The sequence below is a fragment of the Dolichospermum lemmermannii CS-548 genome (genome assembly GCF_028330815.1).
GTDB classification, from domain to species: domain Bacteria; phylum Cyanobacteriota; class Cyanobacteriia; order Cyanobacteriales; family Nostocaceae; genus Dolichospermum; species Dolichospermum lemmermannii.
In genome coordinates, this window is record NZ_JAQMTJ010000250.1 from 1 (window position 1) to 23,223 (window position 23,223).

25 protein-coding genes and 1 pseudogene are annotated in these 23,223 nt (G+C 38.6%); 12 read left to right on the forward strand and 14 right to left on the reverse strand.

Annotated elements, in window-relative coordinates; genetic code table 11:
- Positions 1-231, reverse strand: a 231-nt coding sequence (locus PN450_RS16635) for a DUF2887 domain-containing protein (RefSeq protein WP_271836991.1), incomplete at its 3' end; no start/stop codon positions are given.
- Between the two features lie 692 nt (positions 232-923).
- Here PN450_RS16635 and PN450_RS16640 point away from each other — a divergent pair.
- Positions 924-1,208, forward strand: a pseudogene (locus PN450_RS16640) (VOC family protein); the annotation flags it as partial.
- 63 nt (positions 1,209-1,271) lie between these two features.
- Here the strand turns inward: PN450_RS16640 and PN450_RS23965 are convergent.
- The gene (locus PN450_RS23965; protein WP_334311498.1) at positions 1,272-1,445 is read right to left on the reverse strand and encodes a hypothetical protein; all 174 of its coding nucleotides are present in this window, start codon (positions 1,443-1,445) and stop codon (positions 1,272-1,274) included.
- A 21-nt stretch (positions 1,446-1,466) separates the two neighbouring features.
- Here PN450_RS23965 and ylqF point away from each other — a divergent pair, with 21 nt between their 5' ends.
- From ylqF to PN450_RS16660, 4 genes are all read left to right on the forward strand, one after another.
- Positions 1,467-2,348, forward strand: a complete 882-nt coding sequence (ylqF, locus tag PN450_RS16645) for a ribosome biogenesis GTPase YlqF (RefSeq protein ID WP_213716990.1) — start codon at positions 1,467-1,469, stop codon at positions 2,346-2,348.
- Positions 2,349-2,561: 213 nt separating this feature from the next.
- On the forward strand, positions 2,562-3,929 hold the full coding sequence (locus tag PN450_RS16650; RefSeq protein WP_271836983.1) for an NAD-dependent succinate-semialdehyde dehydrogenase: 1,368 nt from the start codon (positions 2,562-2,564) through the stop codon (positions 3,927-3,929).
- A 197-nt stretch (positions 3,930-4,126) separates the two neighbouring features.
- Positions 4,127-5,770 (forward strand): acetolactate synthase large subunit, encoded by a 1,644-nt coding sequence (locus PN450_RS16655; RefSeq protein ID WP_271836992.1) that lies wholly within the window; start codon positions 4,127-4,129, stop codon positions 5,768-5,770.
- A 318-nt stretch (positions 5,771-6,088) separates the two neighbouring features.
- On the forward strand, positions 6,089-7,927 hold the full coding sequence (locus tag PN450_RS16660) for a bifunctional serine/threonine-protein kinase/formylglycine-generating enzyme family protein (RefSeq protein ID WP_271836984.1): 1,839 nt from the start codon (positions 6,089-6,091) through the stop codon (positions 7,925-7,927).
- A 44-nt stretch (positions 7,928-7,971) separates the two neighbouring features.
- Here the strand turns inward: PN450_RS16660 and PN450_RS16665 are convergent, their stop codons facing one another.
- The 8 genes from PN450_RS16665 to cobS all read right to left on the reverse strand — a co-directional run bounded on the left by PN450_RS16665 (position 7,972) and on the right by cobS (position 13,207).
- Positions 7,972-8,652 (reverse strand): SDR family oxidoreductase, encoded by a 681-nt coding sequence (locus tag PN450_RS16665; RefSeq protein WP_148760595.1) that lies wholly within the window; start codon positions 8,650-8,652, stop codon positions 7,972-7,974.
- Positions 8,653-8,704: 52 nt separating this feature from the next.
- The gene (locus tag PN450_RS16670) at positions 8,705-9,244 is read right to left on the reverse strand and encodes a hypothetical protein (RefSeq protein ID WP_148760593.1); all 540 of its coding nucleotides are present in this window, start codon (positions 9,242-9,244) and stop codon (positions 8,705-8,707) included.
- 75 nt (positions 9,245-9,319) lie between these two features.
- Complete coding sequence (locus tag PN450_RS16675; protein WP_148760591.1) at positions 9,320-9,658, reverse strand: hypothetical protein; 339 nt, start codon at positions 9,656-9,658, stop codon at positions 9,320-9,322.
- 111 nt (positions 9,659-9,769) lie between these two features.
- Entirely contained in the window at positions 9,770-10,135 is a 366-nt protein-coding gene (locus PN450_RS16680; protein ID WP_148760589.1) for a Lin0512 family protein, read from the reverse strand.
- A gap of 1,066 nt (positions 10,136-11,201) precedes the next feature.
- Positions 11,202-11,438 carry a type II toxin-antitoxin system PemK/MazF family toxin gene (locus tag PN450_RS16685; RefSeq protein WP_271836985.1) on the reverse strand — a complete coding sequence of 79 codons (237 nt, stop codon included), beginning with the start codon at positions 11,436-11,438 and terminating at the stop codon, positions 11,202-11,204.
- Between the two features lie 51 nt (positions 11,439-11,489).
- Entirely contained in the window at positions 11,490-11,828 is a 339-nt protein-coding gene (locus tag PN450_RS16690) for a type II toxin-antitoxin system PemK/MazF family toxin (RefSeq protein ID WP_213712859.1), read from the reverse strand.
- A complete protein-coding gene (locus tag PN450_RS16695) occupies positions 11,818-12,057 on the reverse strand; it encodes a hypothetical protein (protein WP_041458354.1) in 240 nt (79 codons plus the stop codon). The genes PN450_RS16690 and PN450_RS16695 overlap by 11 nt, the downstream gene beginning before the upstream one ends.
- 373 nt (positions 12,058-12,430) lie before the next feature.
- Complete coding sequence (gene cobS / locus PN450_RS16700) at positions 12,431-13,207, reverse strand: adenosylcobinamide-GDP ribazoletransferase (RefSeq protein ID WP_271836986.1); 777 nt, start codon at positions 13,205-13,207, stop codon at positions 12,431-12,433.
- A gap of 211 nt (positions 13,208-13,418) precedes the next feature.
- Here cobS and PN450_RS16705 point away from each other — a divergent pair, with 211 nt between their 5' ends.
- The 5 genes from PN450_RS16705 (at position 13,419) to psbM (ending at position 16,183) form a co-directional block, all read left to right on the forward strand.
- The gene (locus tag PN450_RS16705; protein ID WP_271836987.1) at positions 13,419-13,871 is read left to right on the forward strand and encodes a hypothetical protein; all 453 of its coding nucleotides are present in this window, start codon (positions 13,419-13,421) and stop codon (positions 13,869-13,871) included.
- A gap of 341 nt (positions 13,872-14,212) precedes the next feature.
- Positions 14,213-15,349 carry a tRNA guanosine(34) transglycosylase Tgt gene (gene tgt, locus PN450_RS16710; protein WP_213719265.1) on the forward strand — a complete coding sequence of 379 codons (1,137 nt, stop codon included), beginning with the start codon at positions 14,213-14,215 and terminating at the stop codon, positions 15,347-15,349.
- A 73-nt stretch (positions 15,350-15,422) separates the two neighbouring features.
- Positions 15,423-15,560, forward strand: a complete 138-nt coding sequence (locus PN450_RS16715) for a photosystem II reaction center protein K (protein WP_006195022.1) — start codon at positions 15,423-15,425, stop codon at positions 15,558-15,560.
- A gap of 133 nt (positions 15,561-15,693) precedes the next feature.
- Positions 15,694-15,990 carry a 2Fe-2S iron-sulfur cluster-binding protein gene (locus tag PN450_RS16720; RefSeq protein WP_015079947.1) on the forward strand — a complete coding sequence of 99 codons (297 nt, stop codon included), beginning with the start codon at positions 15,694-15,696 and terminating at the stop codon, positions 15,988-15,990.
- 88 nt (positions 15,991-16,078) lie between these two features.
- Positions 16,079-16,183, forward strand: a complete 105-nt coding sequence (psbM, locus tag PN450_RS16725) for a photosystem II reaction center protein PsbM (RefSeq protein ID WP_015079946.1) — start codon at positions 16,079-16,081, stop codon at positions 16,181-16,183.
- 327 nt (positions 16,184-16,510) lie between these two features.
- Here psbM and PN450_RS16730 read toward each other — a convergent pair whose 3' ends face one another.
- Entirely contained in the window at positions 16,511-17,362 is an 852-nt protein-coding gene (locus tag PN450_RS16730; protein ID WP_148760575.1) for a universal stress protein, read from the reverse strand.
- A 509-nt stretch (positions 17,363-17,871) separates the two neighbouring features.
- Between PN450_RS16730 and PN450_RS16735 the strand changes: the two genes are divergently transcribed.
- Both PN450_RS16735 and rnhA read left to right on the forward strand, forming a co-directional pair.
- Positions 17,872-18,282, forward strand: coding sequence for a GNAT family N-acetyltransferase (locus tag PN450_RS16735; protein WP_271836988.1), 411 nt, complete (start codon positions 17,872-17,874; stop codon positions 18,280-18,282).
- A 138-nt stretch (positions 18,283-18,420) separates the two neighbouring features.
- Positions 18,421-19,329 (forward strand): ribonuclease HI, encoded by a 909-nt coding sequence (gene rnhA, locus PN450_RS16740; protein ID WP_168633668.1) that lies wholly within the window; start codon positions 18,421-18,423, stop codon positions 19,327-19,329.
- Positions 19,330-19,414: 85 nt separating this feature from the next.
- On the opposite strand, the gene PN450_RS16745 is transcribed toward rnhA, so the two are convergent.
- From PN450_RS16745 to PN450_RS16755, 3 genes are all read right to left on the reverse strand, one after another.
- Positions 19,415-21,295: an ABC transporter ATP-binding protein gene (locus PN450_RS16745; RefSeq protein WP_271836989.1), complete on the reverse strand. Its 1,881-nt coding sequence runs from the start codon at positions 21,293-21,295 to the stop codon at positions 19,415-19,417.
- Between the two features lie 47 nt (positions 21,296-21,342).
- Positions 21,343-21,807, reverse strand: coding sequence for a hypothetical protein (locus tag PN450_RS16750; protein WP_213712845.1), 465 nt, complete (start codon positions 21,805-21,807; stop codon positions 21,343-21,345).
- A 654-nt stretch (positions 21,808-22,461) separates the two neighbouring features.
- Positions 22,462-23,223, reverse strand: a 762-nt coding sequence (locus PN450_RS16755; protein ID WP_271836990.1) for a WD40 repeat domain-containing protein, incomplete at its 5' end; no start/stop codon positions are given.

The window sequence follows — 23,223 nt, forward strand, 5'->3', positions numbered from 1 at the left end:
ACTCACTAAAAACATTGCTTCTATCTCCTGACGGCTTAATTGTGAAAATTTGGACAATAAAACAGTCTCCAACAATTCTATAATACCTTGTTTTTCTCTGTCATTCTCAACTTCTGTCTTAGTTCTGTCCAAGAGAGTTTTAACTAATTCCGGTGCTTGTACTTCCTGACTGACAATTAACTCAATTAACCCCATACCAATTGAACCCGGTGGTAATTCATCTAAATAAATTCTTCATTCTGAGATACAAGATAACGTCTTGGTATTTTGGTTATGAGGACAAATTTTATTTTCCTATTTCCCTGCTTGGAGGGATTTATTTGGGAAATAATTATCTTGATAAATAAAAACCTTATATATATGGGCGCACACTTTTCCACTCATATCATAAGCATACCCGAAACTCGGAACACTGTCAACCCCCCTAGCTGAAATTACCAAAACTCGTTACATTATTGATAAAATTCTCAATAATAATGAGAATAAACCCCCAATAATTGAGAATGTTCTTTTTTGCCAAAATCCCATACAAATAACTTATAGAAATATTCGGTAAGTGTAAAACTCAGTGACTTCAGCCCTGAGATATAAGCGAATGGTAGTCAAAATTGGAGATTATGGATGATCCAAAGCTTTTGATTTAGCTAGAAACATAATGTTTTTTAGATAAAAGTCAAAGATCGCTCACAGTTGTGCAAGACTAGTAGTCTGTCAAGATAAAAATGATAGACTGTAGTGTGAGCGTCTCGCTCACGCGGGCTTTTCGGCCCGCACTACCAAAAACCCGTCAAAATAAATTTGACAGACTACTAGAAAAAAGAAATATGTTTAGAAAAACTAATTTAAACTAATAATTATGCTGGGTGCGATCGCTGGTGATGAATTAACTCCGCTCCTGGGGCAAATCTATGGTAAAAATAAATATGCAATATAATAGTATAATTATCACCATAGCCACAGTTAATTTTGATAATATAGTCAGTTTCTATACTCAATTACTAGAACAAAAACCAAAGAAACTAATTCCCCATATCTATGCTGAATTTCAAATTTCTGGCTTAAAATTAGGGATTTTTAAACCCAAATCGGCAAACGAACCGGAATTTGTCACTTATGTCCAAAGTCCGCTAAGTTTGTGTTTAGAAGTGAATAATCTAGAAACCGCTATATCTCACCTGACATCTTTAGGCTGTACCCCACCCGGAGCGATTTCTACAGCTTCCCACGGTCAAGAAATTTATGCCTACGACCCCGACGGCAACAGATTAATTTTACACCAATCTCATCAAGAGGGAATAGAGAACAGGGAACAGGGAACAGGGAACAGGGAACAAGCAAATATTATTACCACTGACAACTGACAACTGTACGGGCGAAGCATTTGGAGAACTATTTTTGGCAATGACCGATAATTTATCTTCCAAATGCTTCGCCCCTACTGACAACTAACAACTAACAAACAATAAATGTCAATAACACAAAACTACAAATTAAATCTGATCCAATGGTATCCAGGCCACATTGCCAAAGCTGAAAAAAATCTCAAAGAACAGTTAAAACGGGTTGATGTGGTTTTAGAAGTCAGAGATGCTCGCATTCCCATAACCACAAATCACCCACAAATGAATGAATGGGTAGGGACGAAAACACGGATATTGGTACTGAACCGGGTAGATATGATTCTGCCACAAGTGCGATCGCGCTGGATAGAGTGGTTTAAAAATAGAGGCGAAGTTCCATATTTTACCAACGCTCAACATGGTCAAGGTATCACCGCCATTACCAAAGCCGCCCAAGCAGCGGGTATAGAACTTAACCAACGCCGCACAGATAGGGGAATGTTACCCCGTCCTGTTCGGGCTGTCGTGATTGGCTTTCCCAATGTCGGTAAATCAGCTTTAATTAACCGTTTAATTGGTAAGCGAGTTGTAGAAAGCGCAGCCCGTCCAGGTGTTACCCGGCAACTGCGGTGGGTAAGAATTTCTGATCAGCTACAATTACTAGATGCTCCTGGTGTTATTCCTGCCAGACTTGACAGCCAAGCCGCAGCCATCAAATTAGCTATTTGTGATGATATCGGTGAAGCAGCTTATGATAATCAACTGATAGCCGCAGCCTTCGTAGATATACTGAATCAACTTCAAGAAACGCATTCTAATTCATTACCACCACATCCATTACTTACACGATATGATCTCGATTCCATCATTTATACAGGAGAAGAATATTTACAAGTTTTAGCAGAGCATCGCTATAAAGGAGATGTAGAACGCGCAGCCAGACAAATGATCACTGATTTTCGGAAAGGATTTTTTGGAAATATATCTTTAGAATTACCGCCAATGTAACCGCTAATTTGTATTTATCTGGTAGTAAAAGTCAAAACTAAGTAGAACGGCTTGAATAATTCAAAGTTTGTAGTGAGGAAAGATAAATAATTATCCCCGCAAAACTATTGTTGATTATTTTCTCTCGAAGTCAATTTTCGTGTTAGCTTCTTTGATGAATGTGTGTAAGACTGGAAAGCTACCTCAAACTATTTTTTAATGGGAGGTCAGGTAATGGCTATAGCTACCATTAATCCCACCACTGGGGAAACGCTCAAAACTTTTGAGCCACTAAATGATACAGAAATTGTTGCTAAGTTAGATTTGGCAGGAAAGGCTTTTGAAAGATACCGTCAGACGAGTTTTATAGAGCGATCGCACTGGTTAGAACAAGCAGCGACTATTTTAGACCAAGAAAAGGCAGATTTAGGGAAATTGATGACCCTGGAAATGGGTAAACCATTAAAAGCGGCGATCGCAGAAGTTGAAAAATGCGCCCTGGTTTGTCGTTATTATGCCGAAAATGCCCCTAGTTTTCTAGCTGATGTCACCATCAAAACCGATGCTAGTCATAGTTTTGTAAAATATCAACCTTTAGGGGTAATTCTCGCCGTCATGCCTTGGAATTTTCCATTTTGGCAAGTTTTCCGGTTTGCTGCACCAGCACTCATGGCAGGCAATGTGGGGCTACTCAAACACGCTTCCAATGTGCCACAGTGCGCCCTGGCGATCGAAGATATTATCCGCCGTGCAGGTTTTCCCCCAGGTGTATTTCAAACATTATTAATTGGTGCTTCTCAAGTTGCCAATTTGATGGCTGATGATCGCATCAAAGCCGCAACCTTGACAGGTAGTGAACCAGCAGGTATATCCCTCGCCGTTGCATCTGGGAAACAAATCAAAAAAACTGTTTTAGAATTGGGGGGCAGTGACCCATTTATTGTTTTAGAAAGTGCCGATTTAGAAACAGCAGTTAGCACCGCAGTAACAGCAAGAATGTTAAATAATGGACAATCTTGTATTGCTGCGAAACGTTTTATTATTGCTGAATCTGTGGCTGATCAATTTGAAAAATTGCTGTTAGAAAAATTTCAAGCCCTGAAAATTGGTAATCCAATGGCAGCAGATACAGATTTGGGACCATTGGCAACTCCTGATATTCTCCAAGAATTAGACGAACAAGTTAAAAATGCGGTAAAAAGTGGTGGTAAAGTCCTCATCGGTGGACACCCGTTAACAGAAATGTCAGGGAACTTTTATCCGCCCACAATTATCATAGATATTCCTGTAGATACACCAATTGCCCAAGAGGAATTTTTTGGCCCAGTGGCATTATTATTCCGAGTTCCTGATATCGAAGCAGCAATTACATTAGCTAATGATAGTCCCTTTGGTTTGGGTGCAAGTGCATGGACAACAAATACAGAAGAACAAAATCGCCTAATTCAAGAAATTGAAGCTGGTGCAGTATTTATTAACAGCATGGTTAAATCAGATCCCCGTCTACCCTTTGGGGGCATTAAGCGTTCTGGCTACGGTAGGGAGTTGAGTATTCAAGGCTTACATGAATTTGTGAATGTGAAAACTATTTGGGTGAAGTAAGGGGTCAGGAGTCAGGAGTCAGGAGTCAGGAGTCAGGAGTTCAGGAGTTCAGGAGTAAGAAGAAAGAAGAAAGAAGAAAGAAGAAAATTAAGCAATCACCAATTACCAATTACCAATTACCAATCACCAATCACCAATTACCAATTACCAATTACCAATTACCAATTACCAATCACCAATTACCAATCACCAAAATTATGAATACCGCAGAATTATTAGTACAGTGTTTAGAAAACGAAGGAGTTCAATATGTTTTTGGACTTCCTGGTGAAGAAAATTTGCACGTTTTGGAAGCTTTAAAAACATCCTCAATTCAATTTATTACTACCCGTCATGAACAGGGTGCAGCCTTCATGGCTGACGTTTATGGTAGGTTAACAGGAAAAGCCGGAGTCTGTCTTTCTACCCTTGGTCCTGGGGCAACTAATTTAATGACTGGGGTGGCAGATGCTAACTTAGATGGTGCGCCATTAGTGGCAATTACGGGGCAGGTGGGAACAGATAGAATGCACATTGAATCCCATCAATATTTAGATTTGGTGGCAATGTTTGCCCCAGTTACTAAGTGGAATAAACAGATTGTCAGGCCGAGTATTACACCGGAAGTTGTGAGAAAAGCCTTCAAGCGATCGCAAACTGAAAAACCCGGTGCTGTTCACATTGACTTACCAGAAAATATTGCCGCCATGCCTGTCGAAGGCAAACCTTTAAATAAGGATAATAGCGAAAAAACCTATGCTTCCTTTGCCAGTATTCGCGCCGCTGCCGGGGCAATTTCCCAAGCCGTTAATCCCATCATTTTAGTCGGAAATGGAGCAATTCGCGCCCATGCTAGTGATGCAGTTACGCAATTTGCCACCCAAATGAATATTCCCGTTGTGAATACTTTTATGGGTAAAGGAGTCATTCCCTATACCCATCCCTTAGCACTTTGGTCTGTGGGATTACAACAACGAGATTTCATTACCTGCGGCTTTGATAATACAGATTTAGTCATAGCAATTGGCTATGATTTAATTGAATTTTCTCCCAAAAAATGGAATCCAGAAGGGACAATTCCCATTATTCATATTGCGGCAACTTCTTCGGAAATTGATAGTAGTTATATTCCCCAAGTAGAAATAGTTGGCGATATTTCTGATTCTCTTAATGAAATATTAAAATTAGCAGACAGACACAATAAACCCAATCCCTATTCTATTAGCTTACGTTCTAACATTCGCGCTGATTACGAAGAATATGCCAACGATGATGAATTTCCCATTAAACCGCAGAAACTAATTTATGACTTGCGGCAAGTTATGGGACCAGATGATATTGTAATTTCTGATGTTGGCGCCCATAAAATGTGGATTGCTAGACATTATCATTGTCATAGTCCCAATACTTGCATTATTTCCAATGGTTTTGCTGCCATGGGTATTGCGATTCCTGGTGCATTAGCCGCAAAATTAGTTTATCCAGATCGGAAAGTTGTCGCTGCCACTGGTGACGGTGGTTTTATGATGAATTGTCAAGAATTAGAAACTGCTTTGCGAGTAGGAACACCATTTGTTACCCTGATTTTTAATGACGGTGGCTATGGTTTAATTGAGTGGAAACAAGAAAACCAATTTGGGGCTGGTAACTCATCTTTTGTCCATTTTGGTAATCCTGATTTTGTCAAATTTGCCGAAAGTATGGGACTGAAAGGTTATCGAGTGGAGTCTGTGGCAGATTTTGTTCCCTTACTTAAAGAAGCTTTGGCACAAGATGTACCAGCGGTGATAGATTGTCGGGTAGATTATCGAGAAAACCGTCGGTTTACCAAAAAAGCCGGTGAGTTAAGCTGCGAAATTTAAATATTTGTAGGGGCGGGGAAACTCCGTCCCCTGCTGACAATTTTTTTTGTATTAACTTTCAGCAACAAACATCACAGATTTCTCAACTTGAAAGTGTTATTCATAAATAAATCGTCTTAACTGTGATTTTTGTGATATACATCATAATCATCATAGAAATCAAATAAATCATAGTTTATATTTTTTGTGATCAAGATGATTTTTTATGATTACCTATAATTTTAATCACAATAATCATTGAAATCAAATAAATCATAGTTTAGACAACTTAATAATATTGGGGATGAATTTTGAAAAGATGCTATTTTCTCAACATTCATGCAAATTTGTCAAAATCCCAATTGTTCCAACCCCTTCAACCCGAAAACCTCTAAATCTTGTCTGAGTTGTCAAGAAAGTAATTTTGGGGAAATGCTGCGAAACCGTTACCGGGTTTTGAGGTTATTAGGTGAAGGTGGATTTAGCAGAACCTACGCTGCTGAAGATGTAGATAGACTGAATGCACCCTGTGTAATTAAGCAATTTTTCCCCCAAGTTCAGGGAACTGGACAACGTGCCAAAGCAGCGGAATTTTTCAGAGAAGAAGCTTTTAGACTCTACGATTTGGGAGAAAACCATGCCCAAATTCCCCGACTTTTAGCTTACTTTGAACAAGGTTCTAGTTTGTATTTAGTACAGGAATTTATTATTGGGAAAACTCTTCTCGAAGAACTGCAAAATCAAGCTTATGATGAAACCCAAGTTCGGCAACTTTTGGCTGACTTATTACCAGTTATAGATTTTGTTCACAAACATAATGTAATTCACCGCGATATCAAACCAGAAAACATTGTGCGTCGAGATAGTGATAGAAAACCCGTATTAATTGATTTTGGAGGTGCGAAACAAGTTACTCAAACCAGTATAGCTAGACAAGCAACAGCTATTTATACCCTTGGTTATGCCCCAACTGAACAAATGGCTGGGTTTGCTTGTCAAGCAAGTGATTTATATGCCTTGGGTGTCACTTGTGTACGCTTATTAACTCAAGATTTACCATTACAAAATGATTATGGACAACTTCAAGATCATCTTTATGATGCCATGAATGCTAAATGGTTATGGGCAGAACGTTTACGAATCAAAGGAATTACTATTAGTGATGAATTAAAGCAAATCCTAGATAAGTTACTCCAACATTTTGCACATGATAGATATCAATCAGCAATGGATGTTTTGGATGATTTGAACTTTCCTAAATCTCCCGTAGTCATTAAATTTTCTTCCTTTCCTAAACCACCATTAATACTTCCACCTTCCCCAAAAATTACTGTTCCCTTACCTTCCTTGTCCAACTTTGATTTTTATGTAATTACCGTAGATACTTCGGGGAGAGAAGTTAACCGTGATAGACGGAATACTAAATATTTTAAAGAAGAACTAGGCAGAAATACAACTTTAGAAATGGTATCAATTCCCAATGGGAATTTTATCATGGGTTCTCTAAGTTGTGAAGGTGATGATGATGAACGTCCTCAACATCAAGTCATAGTTCCAGCGTTTTTCATGGGAAAATATCCTATTACCCAATTACAGTGGAGAACCATAGCAGCTTTACCTCCAGTTCAACAAGAATTGCCCCCTAACCCCTCAAAATTTAAAGGTGCAAATTTGCCTGTCGAAAATGTTTCTTGGTATGAAGCTGTGGAATTTTGTGCCAGATTGGCAATTAAAACTGGGAGAGAATATCGTTTACCTAGTGAAGCCGAATGGGAGTATGCTTGTCGCGCAGGAACTACCACATCTTTCCATTTTGGAGAAACTATTACTTCTGATTTAATTAACTGTAGCGGTAGCGATACTTATTCTGTAGAACCAAAAAGTAGATTTCGGAAAGAAACAACTAATGTTGGTTATTTTGAAGTTGCTAATGCTTTTGGTTTATATGATATGCACGGATTAGTCTGGGAATGGTGTGCAGATTCTTGGCATAATAACTATCATGGCGCACCTACAAATGGTAATGTCTGGGAAGATGGAGGTGATAAACATCGTCGGGTTTTAAGGGGTGGTGCATGGAATTTTGGGGCAGAACTTTGTCGCAGCGCTAGTAGAAGTTGGAATGAAGCAGACGGTGGTTTAAGAATGTGTGGGTTTCGGGTAGTATTTTCTGTTTAAATTGAATTAGTAGTGAGGACTTTAGTCCTCAAAGTTAACAACAACTAATCTAAATTAAATTCCACAAATTCCGGTAATCCTGGATATATCATGTTCCGATCTATGGCTGAGAAAATTTTATTATTAGTATGATCAGAATTTAAACAGCGACAAACTAATTGGGCAACATCTGCACGATGAATAGTACCCACAATCTGAGGATTTTCGGTGATAATTCCGTTGTTGGTTGCTGGTTCTGATTTTAAACCACCAGGACGGATAATTGTATAGTTAAGTCCGCTGGAAATTAAATATTGTTCTGCTTTTTCTTTTTCAATTAAAACTGGTTTGAGTGCTTCTAAAGCTTGGGGTGGTAAAGCCACCACACTATCACCACTACCAATGGAAGTTACGAGAATAAACTTTTTAACTCCTGCTTTAACTGCGGCATCAATGAGGTTTTTATTACCGATATAATCAGGTTTGATATTATCTGTAGGTAAACCACCTAATGTACTGATAACGGCTTGAATCGGTTCATCTCCTAAAATTGCCTGTTCAATATCAGTTACATTTAACGCATCTCCTAGAATTGGATAAACACCCATTGCTTTTGCTACCACAGCAGCGGCTTCTGTTCTCAACAGGGCTTTAACTTGGATTTGTTGTGCTATCAAATATTTAGCGATTTCTTGCCCAACACCGCGACTAGCACCAGCTAGAAAAATGGAAGATGAGATTAACATAATTAGTCTATAAAAAAGATGCTATACTTACATTTAGCACAAAACTGTCATTTTAGAATGGAACTATTTCAAAGGCAAAAGTACCAATTAAACGTTCATCAATATAGACTTCTATTTGATGTTTACCCAAAGGATCTCCAGCAGCAATAGTCCAAAAATTTTCAATTACACCATTCACAGGTGTTACTGTGCGCGTGGAAGTTGCTGTTTTTCCATCTTTTGATATGGAGAAATTTTTATTATTTTCTGTTGTCCAAGTTTCGGGGGCTTGTGGTAAAGTTAAAACTTCCCGCCATTTAACTTTACCTTTAATGTTACCTTGATAGTTGTCAAATGTAATTCTCCAACCATAAGCATCACCTTCTTTTAAGGGAACTGTAGTTGTTGGAAAAAAATTAACTTTCCCTTCTGGGTTGACTATCTTTACGCCAAATTCACTCTTATTAACAACTATTTGCTCATTAATAATTGGTTGATCATAATTTATTGTACTTCCTGCCAAAGCCATGTTAGACTTATGGGAAATCGGAGTTATTATCGGCAATATCAAAGAAATCAAAACTAATAAAAACTGGAAATTTATAATTTTCATCAAATTTATTTTCTAGTAAGTAAGTAGGATACAAAATATATATATCCTACTAGAAAAAAGTATTTTTGGCAATAGTTAATCTTCATCAAGTGCAGGTAAAAATTCTTCAAATTGCCACAATTGATCTTTCTTTTCTAGAAACCAAATTCGAGTTTCTGTGGTTAATTTACCCCAGATTACATCAACAGGAACATGGGGAGAAGCATATTGAAACTCTTCACCAATAATTCTGAGATTATCCTCTATATTCCGAGGCATACCAAAATCTTGCCAATCAATTTTGACATTCCTGCCGGTAACGCCAGCAGTCGGATCAAAAACTAATTGTGCGGCTCTAATTAAGTCAGCAAAGTGTTGTGCTTTTAATCCAATTACTTCTTGGATTTGAGGTGATTTTTGAGGATCTTGAGACATTTTCGCTGGAGTTATGTAGATGTATAATTTGGAAAAATTACTGCCAGAGATGATCCCAGTATCTCTACTTTAACTCAAAAAATCCCCAAGAAATCAATATTTTCAAGTTAATTATGCAGTTTCTACAAAAACTGTAACTGCGGCTACAGCTATCAACATTTCATCATTTTTATCGTTGAGAGAAGCAATTGCTAAACCATTAACTACCATTCCCCCTGCTTCTAAGATGAGGGTTTTTTGACCAAAGGGAAGAACAGCTAATACTTCTGTTTCCCGTACTTGTTCGGGGTAAGGAACGGCAATTTTGACTTCTATAATCATTTCATTGGGATCTTTTAAGCCCGCTACTTCCATAATACCAGGCAACGCATTGTGAGCGATCGCATTCCTAACTGCTCTTGCTGCTGCTACCGTTGGTTCTTGTCCGTGTTGGTCTACACCCATTCCCATTTCGATAATAAACCGTTTTAGTGGCATAGTTAAATTCCAGTAATTGTGTATCTATTAATGTAACGTTGTATGGGGTGGTTATGTAATTTTTCTTAATTTAAGGTCAAATGCTAAAACTGTCATCAATAATTCTCGGTTTTCATCATCACGTTGATGTAACTTAAATCTAAATTCATGTTCCACCTGAGAACCTAGTGTAATTCTATAATTTGGATGTTATTTAACAGCTTATTAGCTTATGTAATTGTCAAGAAATTTTTACTCCAGTCCAAATATAATTATGGCAAATCTGACATCTTTATACAGGAATACTGCGCTATTTACTATTTAGCCGTGTTTGATTAACTACTATTTACTATGATTCATTTTTAACTAGTGTCAGTTCAGAAAGTGTCACTCTCTACACTAGCCATTTGATTTTAAAAGAGATATCCTTAGTGAATGCAAGGAGTGATACCACTTCAGCTTATATTTGTTACAATTTTCCTAGCACTACTTATACTTTTTGTTATTTAAGTTGCGGGTTTCAAATGTTACAAAAATAGTGAATTGGTAGAAAGTTATACGGGGAAACGCTTGAGTTACAAAACTCAGGCGTTTTTTATGGGCTGATTTAGCTCTGAACTTAATTGCTCTCAAGCCGCATAAACGCCTCTTTTTTCAACGTGGCTTTCAGGCTCTATCCCTTATGAAACAAGCTGTTTAGCCACCTTGTCACCCGTTAAGTTAGAAAACAATCTTAGAGAAGCAATTGAATTATATCTGAGACCAATTCCTAATCAGTCGTGATTAATTTATCACAAATTATACTCAATAAAACTAAGAAAATAAAATTTTATGTTTTCAATAGTCGGTTTTAACCGACTTTAGCTATAAGACAGGGAATTTATTCCCTGGATTTTGGAACATCAATTTTGAATATAAAAATCCGCTAATTATATATCTTGACAATAGCACAAAATTTCAAGATGTCAATACCCTAGTAAACTCGTTAGCTTATTGATTACATTCTCAATAATCTTGAGAATTAACTCAGAATATTCTCAATAAACACAAGGATGTGATTTTTTTGAAAAAGAGAGATTGAAAAAACTTATATGTCTGATGTCAGACTACCACGATATGCCACAATCCGAGAAACATCAATTGCACGCACTTGATCTAATAAAGCAATTGACGGTGATTTTAATCCAGCTACACCAGCCGAAAATTGCATATATAAATCAGGGGAGTTCACAGCCCATTCTTGCCCTCTATCTGTTGTCATTGGTACAACGAAAACAAGAGGAAAGCGCAGCTTTCCTAAACGACTTGGCAACCGTTTATTCATCTCTGTAATACTCTGAATAGTTTTTAGTATGGATTAATTTCAGAACGCTTTTTAGGAATGTAAAATATCACACAAAATATCCACAATTAAGGTTTGAGTCTTTAACGATAATAAGCCTAGCTCACGCTGAATAAGTGAGGATCGAAGTGTTACCAAATGATCAAGTCTGATGGTTGATGATTTACGAAGACCACTCATAATAAAATCTGGATTTTCTGGTCTGAGAATAATATCTGTATGAAGGGGATTTTCGGGAATACGGCTGGTGATTAGGGCAAAAATAATGTGCTGATATGCTCCAATTGTACTGGTTAGACAATAGGCAGGACGGACTTTACTGGAAGATAAATCGTCAAAGGGAAATTGAATTAAAACGATTTTACCCTTCATGAGCTACAGGTTGTCCATCTTTCAGGGTATAAATATCTTCTTCTGGATCATGCAGAAAAGCAAAGCTAGGGTTATTGGAAACAGCATCTAACCAAGTTTGTTCATTAAGTTCATCTTCTGGCATTAAAAGAATAACGCGCACAACCCTGTCCTTTGCTTGGGGAATGGGATGATCAAGTTTGATTTGCCCTTGGGTATTTAGGATACCAGTGGTTTCAATCGCACGCATAGCTAAATCTAAGAGGGGTGATTTTATTCTAACATTATTTGGCTCGTTTATTGTCGCATGAGAAATTAGTAACTCGCGGACAATTTAGCGATATTTAGCTACACAAGTATCAAGTAAATATTGCATAAATTCAATCATTATCAGAGTAAAGAGGATTCGACGTATCATTCAACTCTATTGAGCCTGAATGGAGAAGCAAAGGATGGCTGAAACCTTCCATTTTGTAGATTGGTTTTAGTGCTTGAGGTTCATTAAGAATCATAATTTTTCTGGACTCCACTTTTAGAAAATGATAAAAATCCTGTTCATCATCATTATGATACATACCTTCCTTATTACAAAATTTATCTCAATAGAAGGATGGTATATATTATCACAGAAAGCTGGTAATTATACACAAAAATAACGCTTCAGTCCACTCCACCACAGCGCCATAAGTATCTCCCGTATGTCCACCCAACTGATAATTAAACCAAGCTGCGGTAACAACAGAAATCACACTTCCAGCCAAAACCATCCCCACAGATAAAACTAATTTCTGGGGATTAATTAACCAAACAACAGCACTCAAACCTAACAATAAAAATAAACTTGGTAACAAATCCAAATAAGAACGAATCGCTTGTTTATGAAACGCACCCTTACCAGTCGGTTTCAGATAAGGATATTGACAAATAGCCATTTGTTGTCCCCAACGTCCCCACCCACAAGCAGCCATTAATACAAAATAATGGTTTTCAGCTATTTCTGTTAAAGCTGTTATTTTCAATATAATAATCACAATAGCAGACATCGCTCCAAACGCACCTGTAGCACTATCCATCATTACCTCTAACCTGCGTTTCGGATCACCCACCGCTAAACCATCAGCCGTATCCATCGCACCATCTAAATGTAACCCTCCCGTAATTGCTATCCACGCACCTACTACCAAAGCATTACGAGTTAGCACGGGGACACCCAAATAATTCATTCCCGTATCTAATCCACCTAAAATCCCCCCAATCATCAACCCAATCACCGGTGCAAAACAAGCAACCTTCTGGAAGTCCAAATTTTGCAGATAGGGCAAGGGAATAGCTGTATAGAAAATCACAGCCGCAACTAAATTTAGCAATTGCTGTTGCCACCAGCGCAAAACGTTAGCCATACTTTATATAGAGTTCCATTAGTCAAATACTTCCAGTATTCATGAATATAAATGTTCTCATCATAAATCACTCCCAGACTGACAATCTACCTCAAAAGATGAGACGATCGCCTCCTAAACTTGATATTTTGGAACTATGGGAAATTAACAATCCATCTCATTGATAGTCTGGCTGCGTTGTCACTCACCTTTCATAAACCGCTATTTCTCTATGAGTCATCATCTACCCCACACCAAAATGCCAGCCCCGTGCATAGTCAACATGGGCATAGTTGTCAACAAACTCGATATCCGCCGATTGCTGAATGATTTAGGTAGAGTCCACTACATTTACACCCAAGAAAACAAGCTACTGAGTGAGGGTGACGGGGATGTAATGGAAGTATTCGCTAATTCCCATCGGTCTACCCTAGTCACTAACCATGCACTATATGTGAATGTGGATAGTTTTGATTATCTGGAGTTAAAACTATCCCCACAACAAGAAACCTACTTCGACTTGGTTCAAGAGGAAATGTGTTTACGGTTGATTCCTCTTTCCACACCTTTGCAAGCCCGACGCGATCGCCAATTTAACGTTACGGTTATAGAAGCGATGATGGATCAAGTCCTAGCAGCTAGATGGGATGCGGAAATTGATGACGACTGCTGTGATTCTTTTTAAAGGAGTCAGCACTATGGCTAACGCCACGCTACGCTATCGACTTCGCTCAGTGACCGTCAGGAGAAAGAATGAGGTAGAAGTAGGACTTACGCATAATTCATGGAATAACGAACCACAGAGGCACAGAGAACACAGAGAAATGAGGGTTTGAGGGATATTTTGCGTAATTCCTGAGAAGAAAGGAGGTATCACAAAACCTTAACTAAAGAAATCATATCCTCTTTGGGGTCATAGTGGATTGCGGGGTATGACCCTCACAAGACAAAAACCCCCACGAACGCCCTAAGTAACACCAAAAATGTTAAGTTGATGGATAAATTTAGATAACTAGTATTTTTGCCTTGAGCGCCAATTTTTCCTTTGAAAGTCTCGCTACCTGTAGCCAGACCAAAGCTAGAGCCGGAATATTTTCTACTCCCCACGGAATTGTAGAAACACCCAGGTTTATGCCTGTGGGAACATTAGCTAATGTCAAAACTATCACCCCTGCCCAACTGGGAGCAACAGGAGCGCAGATGGTTTTAGCTAATACCTATCATTTACATCTCCAACCGGGAGAAGCCATCGTTGCTGGTGGTGGTGGGTTACATAAATTCATGGGTTGGTCTGGACCAATGCTTACAGATTCCGGTGGATTTCAGGTTTTCAGTCTGAGCGAAATGCGGAAAATTACTGAAGAAGGTGTAACTTTCCGTTCTCCTCATGATGGGCAAATCATTAAATTAACGCCAGAACGCTCTATTGAAATTCAGAATATTTTAGGGGCGGATGTGATCATGGCTTTTGATGAATGTCCTCCCTATCCTGCCACTCGTCAGGAAGTTGAAGCCGCCACTGACCGAACCTATCGCTGGTTAAAACGCTCTATATCCGCCCATCAACGCCAGGATCAGGCATTGTTTCCCATTGTCCAGGGGGGAGTATATTTAGACTTACGCGCCCGTGCTGCTCAAGAATTGGCGCAGTTGGATATGCCGGGATATGCCATTGGTGGGGTCAGCGTGGGTGAACCAACGGATTTAATGGCGCAAATTGTCCAAACTACAGCGCCGTTGTTACCGGTGAATAAACCCCGTTATTTGATGGGTGTGGGAACTTATCGAGAAATGGCCATTGCGATCGCTTCTGGGGTAGATTTATTTGATTGCGTTATTCCCACACGCTGGGCTAGACATGGAACGGCTATTGTCTCCGGTGAACGCTGGAATATCAAAAATGCTAAGTTTCGTGAAGATTTTACACCATTGGATACAACTTGCCCTTGTTACACCTGTGAAAATTTCAGTCGGGCTTATTTATCTCATTTAGTGCGATCGCAGGAAATATTAGCATATACTTTGTTGACTATTCATAACATCACCGAATTAATTCGCTTTACTCAAAAGATTCGCGCATCAATTTTGAGCGATCGTTTTGTCACCGATTTTGGTCACTGGTTAGAACCATCAGCAATTGATCTAGAAAAAACTGAGGACTGATCATTGAGCTAATCATGATAAAATATATCTCGCATATAAAAGATATTTGATTATTAGGTGGATTTAAACAAACATGGAAGCAGCACTATTACTCGCAAAATTGCCTGAAGCTTACCAAATCTTCGACCCCTTGGTAGATGTTTTACCTGTTATTCCCGTCTTCTTCTTGTTACTTGCATTTGTTTGGCAAGCAGCAGTGGGTTTTAGATAAATTACCCATTGCCAATTTTTTGGACAGGTAACATCCACCTGTCCTATTTTTTGGTAAAATTAATAGTTCTTAATATTTTGCAATAAATCCATATAATTAATCCAGTCACATACTAAATTACCAGGAAGCTACGATGGGAAATATCAAATTTGTTAAAGAAAATCAAGAAATAGTCGCCGCAGATGGTGCTAATCTCCGACTTAAAGCTGTAGAAAATGGCATTGATATATATAAATTTTTCGGCAAAATGACCAATTGTGGTGGTGCTGGACAATGTACTACTTGCGTTGTCCAAATCACTGAAGGATTAGAAAACCTGTCTCCGCGTACAGATTTAGAAACCAAAAAATTCAAAAACAAGCCTGATAACTACCGTCTCGCTTGTCAAACCTTAGTTAATGGACCAGTTACCGTCATTACCAAACCTTAAAGGCTCTTAAAAAATTTGGCTTCACTCTGTCATGGATGATGCTATTCTAGAATAGTTGACTCGAAATTACACAAAAGGCTATCTTGCTATGCAAGTTAATGATTTGGGTTTCGTAGCGAGCATTTTGTTCGTATTAGTACCCGCCGTGTTTTTAATCATGCTTTACATCCAAACCTCCAAGACTGAAGGTTAATTAACAGCCTTGCGAACAGCTATTAGCTTTTGTGAGCATTTTAAAATCGGTGGAAAAGATAGTTAATACTTGGGCTATAAAATAAAAACCCCCCTAAACTAATATAGTGTAGGGGTTTTTATTTAGTCATCGCTATTACAATACCTTGTCCAAATCGAAAAAAGTCTTGATTTGTATGTAGGTTGGGTTGAGGTACGTTCACGAAGTGTGGCGATAGCTTGCGTGGCGACGTAGGAGCCATAGCCATAACCCAAGAAATGCGTCGGGTTGCGCTGTCGCTTAACCCGACCTACAAAAAATGGACAAGGTATTGCTATTATGAAGACATTATCCAATAGTGCGTGCCAAGAGAACTGGACAGGTAGCATTAACACGAACATAGTCAGATAAAGACGAGCCAATGAGCCGATCTATATCAACAAAACTCTTAGCAATAGATGGGCGACGGTCCGGAGAACCAATCAATAATAAGTCTATATTCAACTCATTAGTTAAACGACAAATTTCTTCCCCAGGTTTACCACTGCTAGTAATACAACGCACTGCTACAGATTGCTTTTCTGCCTCTGCCACAGCCATTCCTAACACAGAATTTCTCTCTGGTTTAAGATCAGTAATACCTGATAATTTACCACCCAAATCTGCATTAACATTAGCTAAAACCAATTGTCCACCCGCAACACCCCTAAGTAAAAACAAAGCCAAATTTAAGCAGTTTTTGGCAGATTCAGAATTATCCATTGCCACCATAATGCGCTTAATGTTTTTGACATAAATGTCATCTTTCACTAGCAACATGGGACGGGAAGACAGTTGGAAAACGTACTGACTGACGGAATTGGAGAAAATAGATTGTAGCCGCTTCATTCCCCGTGAACCCATAATAATCAAGTCAGCTTCCATTTCGTCAGCGACTTGACAAACTACATCCTTGGGATCACCTTGACGCAAAATGGAAGAAACCTGGCTGGGATCTAAGTTTAAATACTGAATAGCCTTAGCGAGAATTTTGCCCCCTTCTTCCCATTTGTCAGTCATTACAGCCGCAGTGCTTTGTGGGGTGACAACGTGGAGAACTGTGACTCTTGCTCCTCGAAATGAAGGTAGTTCTTTCAAGTTCTTGAGCATTTCTTCCGCGTGTCCCAAACCGGAGACAGCCAACAAAATTTTTTGGATCATTTTTCCGTCTTTGTCGTGAAGGTTTTTGTGGTTTTTGCTGCTAGTATTGAGCTATGGCTGCGTCAGGCAAGCTATCAGAATGTTTCTTTCTCATGTGCTAAATAACCAAGTTAAGTATTCAGGCATAAATTAACTGATTAGCAGTGAAACTAATACCAACAAGCAAAAGAGTAATTAATATTAAGTTTCTTTACGCCTAACTAGGTGAAGTGACAACCAGATTGCCTATCATTCATATCATACAACTAATTGTGTCTAATGAAATTAATAAAACATGATGTTAGTTATGATTTGTCATCTATGTTAATTTTTTTTAATTTAAGTTAATTATTACCATGATCATTTTTCGGAAATTAAACAACAAATAGCAGAATATCAAGCTTATGCTGAAAAAATGAGAGCAAAAACACCGTTTATATTGTCAGCATTCAGCCGTCAATTTTCAGCTTTTCGTAAAAAGATAAATTCAATTTCTGCTTCAGATCTACAGGATTGATAAAATCAAAAAAATGAATTACCAAGTTGTTAACCAATTAGATGAAACCCAAATTTCCGAACTTGTGGAATTATACAAAAATGAGTTCTGGAGTCACAACCGAATATATCCAGGTGTTGTCAAAATGTTAGCTGCATCTGATATTATCATCGCTTTAGTAAATGAGGAAAAAGAACTAATTGCTTTTTGTCGTATTTTGACTGATTTTGTTTATCGCGGAGTTCTTTATGATGTCATTGTTAAACCTAGTTACAGAAAAATGGGATTTGGTGCTAAGTTATTAGATGAAGTCGTTAATCATCCCCAATTAAAAGAAGTTGAAAATATGGCTTTGTTCTGTTTACCAGAGATGATACCATTTTATCAACAGTGGGGTTTCACTAATAAAGTTGTGAACTTGGAATTAATGTATCGTTATCAATAATATACAGCGGTTTCCGCTCTTATGAGGTACAAAGTTGAATCATGAAACTCTTGTAGTGCGGGCATCTTGCCCGCTAGATATGTACCTCATAACACCGGGAAGTGCTGTATCAATCCTTGAGAATTCTCTAATTTGATCATGTCTACCCAAAGTCTAATTCAAAGTATATATACAGATGGCGCTTGCACAGGTAATCCTGGCCCTGGTGGTTGGGGTACAGTTGTCTATTTTCATGATGGTTCAGTCCATGAAATGGGTGATTCATCCCAGCACACCACTAATAATAAAATGGAAATGCAAGCAGCGATCGCTGCCTTGGAATTTTTCAAATCATCTCGACAAACTGAACCTATTACCCTGTACACAGATAGTAAATATGTCATTGATTGTGTGACAAAATGGGTAAAAGGCTGGAAAAAGAACGGCTGGAAAAAAGCAGATGGGAATCCCGTTCAAAACCAAGACCTCCTAGAAATTCTGGATCAACTCAATAGCCGACTGGTACAATGGGAACACGTTCGCGGACATTCTGGTAATATTGGCAATGAACGCTGTGATGTCATTGCGCGTTCCTTCGCTAACCATAAAATCCCTCACCTCAAACAATTATTACCTGGACTTCTTCACGAAAATTTACCTAAAATTGGGGAAATAAGCCCAGCAAAAGTATCTAATGATCCAATAAACTCTACAATAACTAATAAAAACACACTAGAAAGCAGTCCGTCTGCATCAGATACAAGCACTATGGAACAATCTACAACACCAACTGCGACTACAACCAACGAACAACCCACTGAAATCAGGGTTTTACAACTTCGCAACTTGGTGGAAACCTTACGGATTGCAGACGAAATTGCCGAAAAAGGCTACCTAATTACCAGTTCAGAATTAGCAGACTTAATGGGTGTTCACTCTAGCGCCGTTACCAGCCGAGGTGATGAATGGCGCTGGCGAAATTGGATAGTTTCACGGGTAAGACGGGAAGGAAATCAAATTCTTTGGGAACTCGAACGTGGGGACAAAATAGCCACAGAAATAGATTGAAAAATATAATTTTTGATTTTCCTTAAATCTTAAAACCTGTAGGGGCGCAGGCTATGCGCCCTTGATTGCATTTCAAGACCTTTGATTAAGCTCCTAACATTTGTAAATTGTGCAAAGTGGCATAAAATCCTTGTTGTTGTAGCAATTCTTCATGACTTCCCTGTTCAATTAATTCTCCCCGTTTCAACACAAAAATCCGGTCTACATTCCGAATTGTCGAGAGACGGTGAGCAATAATAATTGAAGTCCGTTGGATTAACAACTGATTTAAAGCTGATTGAACTAAAGCCTCCGTCCCCACATCTAAACTAGCTGTGGCTTCATCTAAAACCAAAATTTGGGGATTACGAATAGCTGCCCGCGCAAAGGCTAAAAGTTGTTTTTGTCCACTAGAAAGATTTGTCGCCCGTTCTCGTAATTGAGTATCATAACCTTGGGGTAATTGGTTAATAAACGTCGCCACATTTGTTTTTTCTGCTGCTTGTTGAATTTCTGCAAAACTGTAATTATCACCTAAAGTAATATTACTTTTAACATCACCAGCAAACAAAAAAGCCTCTTGCAAAATCACCGTCATATAACGTCGTAGTTCCACTTGAGGAATCTCGCGGATATCCACACCGTCAATGAGAATCCGTCCTTGGGTTGGTTCATAAAGACGACATAACAGCCGAATAATTGAACTTTTACCCGCACCTGTGGGACCAACTAAAGCCACCTTTTCCCCTGGGTGAATAGTAAAGTCTAAATTCTTAATCACATAATCATCATCTTTATAAGCAAAGGAAACATTTTCAAACTTAATTGCTCCCAAAGCCGGAACGGGTGTAAAATCTTGAGATTCTAACTTAGAAACTATCTCATTAATATAGCCAAATTCAAAATCTACATTTGAACTTTGAGGCTGAGAATAATCTTTAATTTCAATGGGTTCATCTAAAATATCCACTACTCTTTCAATAGCCGTAAACCCAGATTGAATCACCGTAAACTTTTCCGCAAAATTCCGTAATGGTTCAAAAAATTGTTGGGCATATAAAATAAATGCTGATAAAATCCCAAAAGAGATTTGTTGATTTAACAATAACCAACCACCTAACCATAATACTCCAGCAATAGCAATTAAACCAACCCATTCCAAGGTTGCAGAAACTGCGGAATCATACCAAATGCTAATATCTACTTCCTTAATATAACGTTGGTTAGCAGCTCGAAATAACTCAACATTAAATTTTTCGCGGCGAAATAATTGAACTATATTAATCCCGACAATATTTTCTTGAAGTTGAGAATTGAGTACAGAAAGTTCTTCCCTGGTTTTATAATTAGCCCTTCGATACTGCTGTTGAAAATAAATTATCAACCAAGTTATTGGCAAGAGGATGAATATCAACAAAGAAGCAAGTTGCCATTGAATGGAAAACATCAATCCTACAATTACTACCATAGATAGTAAATCAGAAATAATGCCTACAGCCCCAGTGGAAAAAACATCTCCTAAACTTTCGACATCACTCGTTAGTCTAGTAATCAATTTACCTACAGGTGTCTGATCAAAAAACCGCACAGCTAAAGATGTTACATGAGTAAATAAATCTTCACGAATATCTGCTGTGATTTTTTGTCCTAGTTTTTGCACTAAATAACCTTGGACACTTATTAATACTAAGCGGATAATAGTTGCTATTAGCAACATTCCAATCAGGATATTTAAACCTTGCCACAGAGGGATATTTTGCAGAAATTGATATGTACTTGGTTCTTTGCGAATTAACGAAATTGCCTGTCCCACTAATAGGGGTTTGATAGCACTAGCAACAGCAATCGGAACAAGCATTAACATGGATACTGCTAATAGTTTGCCATGACGACGACCATAGGGGACTAAGCGTAAAAATAACCGCCAGTCATTTTCTCGACGACGGTATACTGTATCAGATTTAGTTGGAGATGGAGAGATGCCCATAAATAACAATTTAGGAGGAAAATAATGTAAAATTCTGTCCTGGGAGACTAATTTTTTTCAAAATTTAAGCCATTGATTTCTTGACATTTGGCCTGTGCGGCTTGATAAGCTGTCAAATATTCTAGCCCCCCCAACATAACATCACCATAATAATCATAGGGGGCTTCACCATAAATAGGTAAAGGATCATCCTCTGGATAATCTTCTTTGGATTCTTCCACAATGGCTTTGAGTTTTTTGGTACTTAGAGCTTGAGCCGGAAAATAATAAAGTTCTTGGGGATTTTTTTGTAAATGGGGAAGTGTCGGATCTATAATTACATCATTAACTTCAATCCAACCATGTTCAACTGGTTTATAGGGCTGACCAGCAAATACTAAAAAGCCTTGAATATACTTTGCACCTTCGGTGATTAAAACTGCTTTATAAGCATTATCAAAAGGTTTTTTGGCTTTACTTTTGATGGCTTTGGCAATTTCATGAGATAGGGTTTCATCTAATAATTTGTTCATGGGGTAAATTCTCCTTTAATTATTTTGTCAATTATTAATATACACTGTACTAGGCAATTTTTAATCACCTGGACTATATAGCGATCCTAAATTAGTTATGAAAAACAAGATCCCCGACTTCTCTAAGAAGTCGGGGATCTGACTCTGGCAATGTTCACAAATCAAATATTATTCCTATATATGCTAATTATTGTTGATATCCGATAATTACACCCTTTAATCCCTCGATACTTTGGGGGGAAACCAGAAAATCCAGTCCCCTCCCCTTTGTGAGGCTATTGTGTACACACAAGTTATACTCGAAACGGCTGGATTGTTTGATTCTAAACGTAGGGGTAAAGCAAGAGCTTCATTGGTGTCAACTTAACCTAAAACCCATAGCCCACCTGGGAATGAATTCCCAGTCTAATAGCAGAAGTCATCTGAAGATGACTAAATAACCCGGAAATTTTTGAGTAAACTTTAGTTTACTTTCGCTATTAGCCCGGAAATTCATTTCTGGGTGGGTGTGGAAGCCAACAAATAAGCCATCTGTAGCCTAAGTTGACACCAATGGGGTGGGGTTAATTCCTTCAACACCGCATCAGTAAAGGGATTTTTCCCCGCCTTCAAATCCCTAATTTGCCCTTTTTGGACAACACTTTCTCACTCCGCTCACTTGCGTTTAGCTTTGCCTTTGTTAGCAAACTCCTGTGCTTTTGCTTGGGGGTCAAATTGTAAATTCTTATCCCATTCTTTAGCTTGGCGGAAGTTAGCTAAAGCCCCATTCAGATCATCATTTGCTGCCAAGTTCTCACCTTGGATAACTAACACCGTTGCTGCTAATAATAACCGAGATGGAGTTTGGCAATCTTTTAATTCTGCCAACACTTGAGGATTACCAATCAAATAATTATTCAGCAAAGTGCAACCACTGGTGACTAAATTATCTAAATTCAAATCCCATAAAATGATCGTGCTGTCACGACTCCCAGAAGCCAGTTGTTTGCCATCGGGGCTAAATCCCACACTAAAGACCGAATCCTCATGACCTTTCAGAGTATTCAGGACTTTCCCTGTGGTCACGTCCCAGATTTTGATCGTCTTGTCATCACTCCCAGAAGCCAGTTGTTTGCCGTCGGGGCTAAATCCCACACTCAAGACCACATCATCATGACCTTTCAGGGTATTGAGGAGTTTCCCTGTGGTCACGTCCCAGATTTTGATGGTGTTGTCATCACTCCCAGAAGCCAGTTGTTTGCCGTCGGGGCTAAATCCCACACTATTGACCGAACTCTCATGACCTTTCAGGGTATTCAGGACTTTCCCTGTGGTCACGTCCCAGATTTTGATGGTGTTGTCACCACTCCCAGAAGCCAGTTGTTTGCCGTCGGGGCTAAATCTCACACTCCAGACCTCACTCTCATGACCTCTCAG

Bases quoted from the DNA above. Each gene is read 5' to 3' on its own strand.
- PN450_RS16695 (WP_041458354.1), bottom strand. From the start codon at position 12,057: ATGCGTGCGATTGAAACCACTGGTATCCTAAATACCCAAGGGCAAATC.
- PN450_RS16685 (WP_271836985.1), bottom strand. From the start codon at position 11,438: ATGAATAAACGGTTGCCAAGTCGTTTAGGAAAGCTGCGCTTTCCTCTT.
- PN450_RS16650 (WP_271836983.1), top strand. From the start codon at position 2,562: ATGGCTATAGCTACCATTAATCCCACCACTGGGGAAACGCTCAAAACT.
- PN450_RS16690 (WP_213712859.1), bottom strand. From the start codon at position 11,828: ATGAAGGGTAAAATCGTTTTAATTCAATTTCCCTTTGACGATTTATCT.
- PN450_RS16720 (WP_015079947.1), top strand. From the start codon at position 15,694: ATGGGAAATATCAAATTTGTTAAAGAAAATCAAGAAATAGTCGCCGCA.
- PN450_RS16715 (WP_006195022.1), top strand. From the start codon at position 15,423: ATGGAAGCAGCACTATTACTCGCAAAATTGCCTGAAGCTTACCAAATC.
- PN450_RS16660 (WP_271836984.1), top strand. From the start codon at position 6,089: ATGCAAATTTGTCAAAATCCCAATTGTTCCAACCCCTTCAACCCGAAA.
- PN450_RS16670 (WP_148760593.1), bottom strand. From the start codon at position 9,244: ATGAAAATTATAAATTTCCAGTTTTTATTAGTTTTGATTTCTTTGATA.
- PN450_RS16750 (WP_213712845.1), bottom strand. From the start codon at position 21,807: ATGAACAAATTATTAGATGAAACCCTATCTCATGAAATTGCCAAAGCC.
- PN450_RS16655 (WP_271836992.1), top strand. From the start codon at position 4,127: ATGAATACCGCAGAATTATTAGTACAGTGTTTAGAAAACGAAGGAGTT.
- psbM (WP_015079946.1), top strand. From the start codon at position 16,079: ATGCAAGTTAATGATTTGGGTTTCGTAGCGAGCATTTTGTTCGTATTA.
- PN450_RS16680 (WP_148760589.1), bottom strand. From the start codon at position 10,135: ATGCCACTAAAACGGTTTATTATCGAAATGGGAATGGGTGTAGACCAA.
- PN450_RS16730 (WP_148760575.1), bottom strand. From the start codon at position 17,362: ATGATCCAAAAAATTTTGTTGGCTGTCTCCGGTTTGGGACACGCGGAA.
- ylqF (WP_213716990.1), top strand. From the start codon at position 1,467: ATGTCAATAACACAAAACTACAAATTAAATCTGATCCAATGGTATCCA.
- PN450_RS16745 (WP_271836989.1), bottom strand. From the start codon at position 21,295: ATGGGCATCTCTCCATCTCCAACTAAATCTGATACAGTATACCGTCGT.
- cobS (WP_271836986.1), bottom strand. From the start codon at position 13,207: ATGGCTAACGTTTTGCGCTGGTGGCAACAGCAATTGCTAAATTTAGTT.
- PN450_RS16705 (WP_271836987.1), top strand. From the start codon at position 13,419: ATGAGTCATCATCTACCCCACACCAAAATGCCAGCCCCGTGCATAGTC.
- PN450_RS16665 (WP_148760595.1), bottom strand. From the start codon at position 8,652: ATGTTAATCTCATCTTCCATTTTTCTAGCTGGTGCTAGTCGCGGTGTT.
- PN450_RS16675 (WP_148760591.1), bottom strand. From the start codon at position 9,658: ATGTCTCAAGATCCTCAAAAATCACCTCAAATCCAAGAAGTAATTGGA.
- rnhA (WP_168633668.1), top strand. From the start codon at position 18,421: ATGTCTACCCAAAGTCTAATTCAAAGTATATATACAGATGGCGCTTGC.
- PN450_RS16735 (WP_271836988.1), top strand. From the start codon at position 17,872: ATGAATTACCAAGTTGTTAACCAATTAGATGAAACCCAAATTTCCGAA.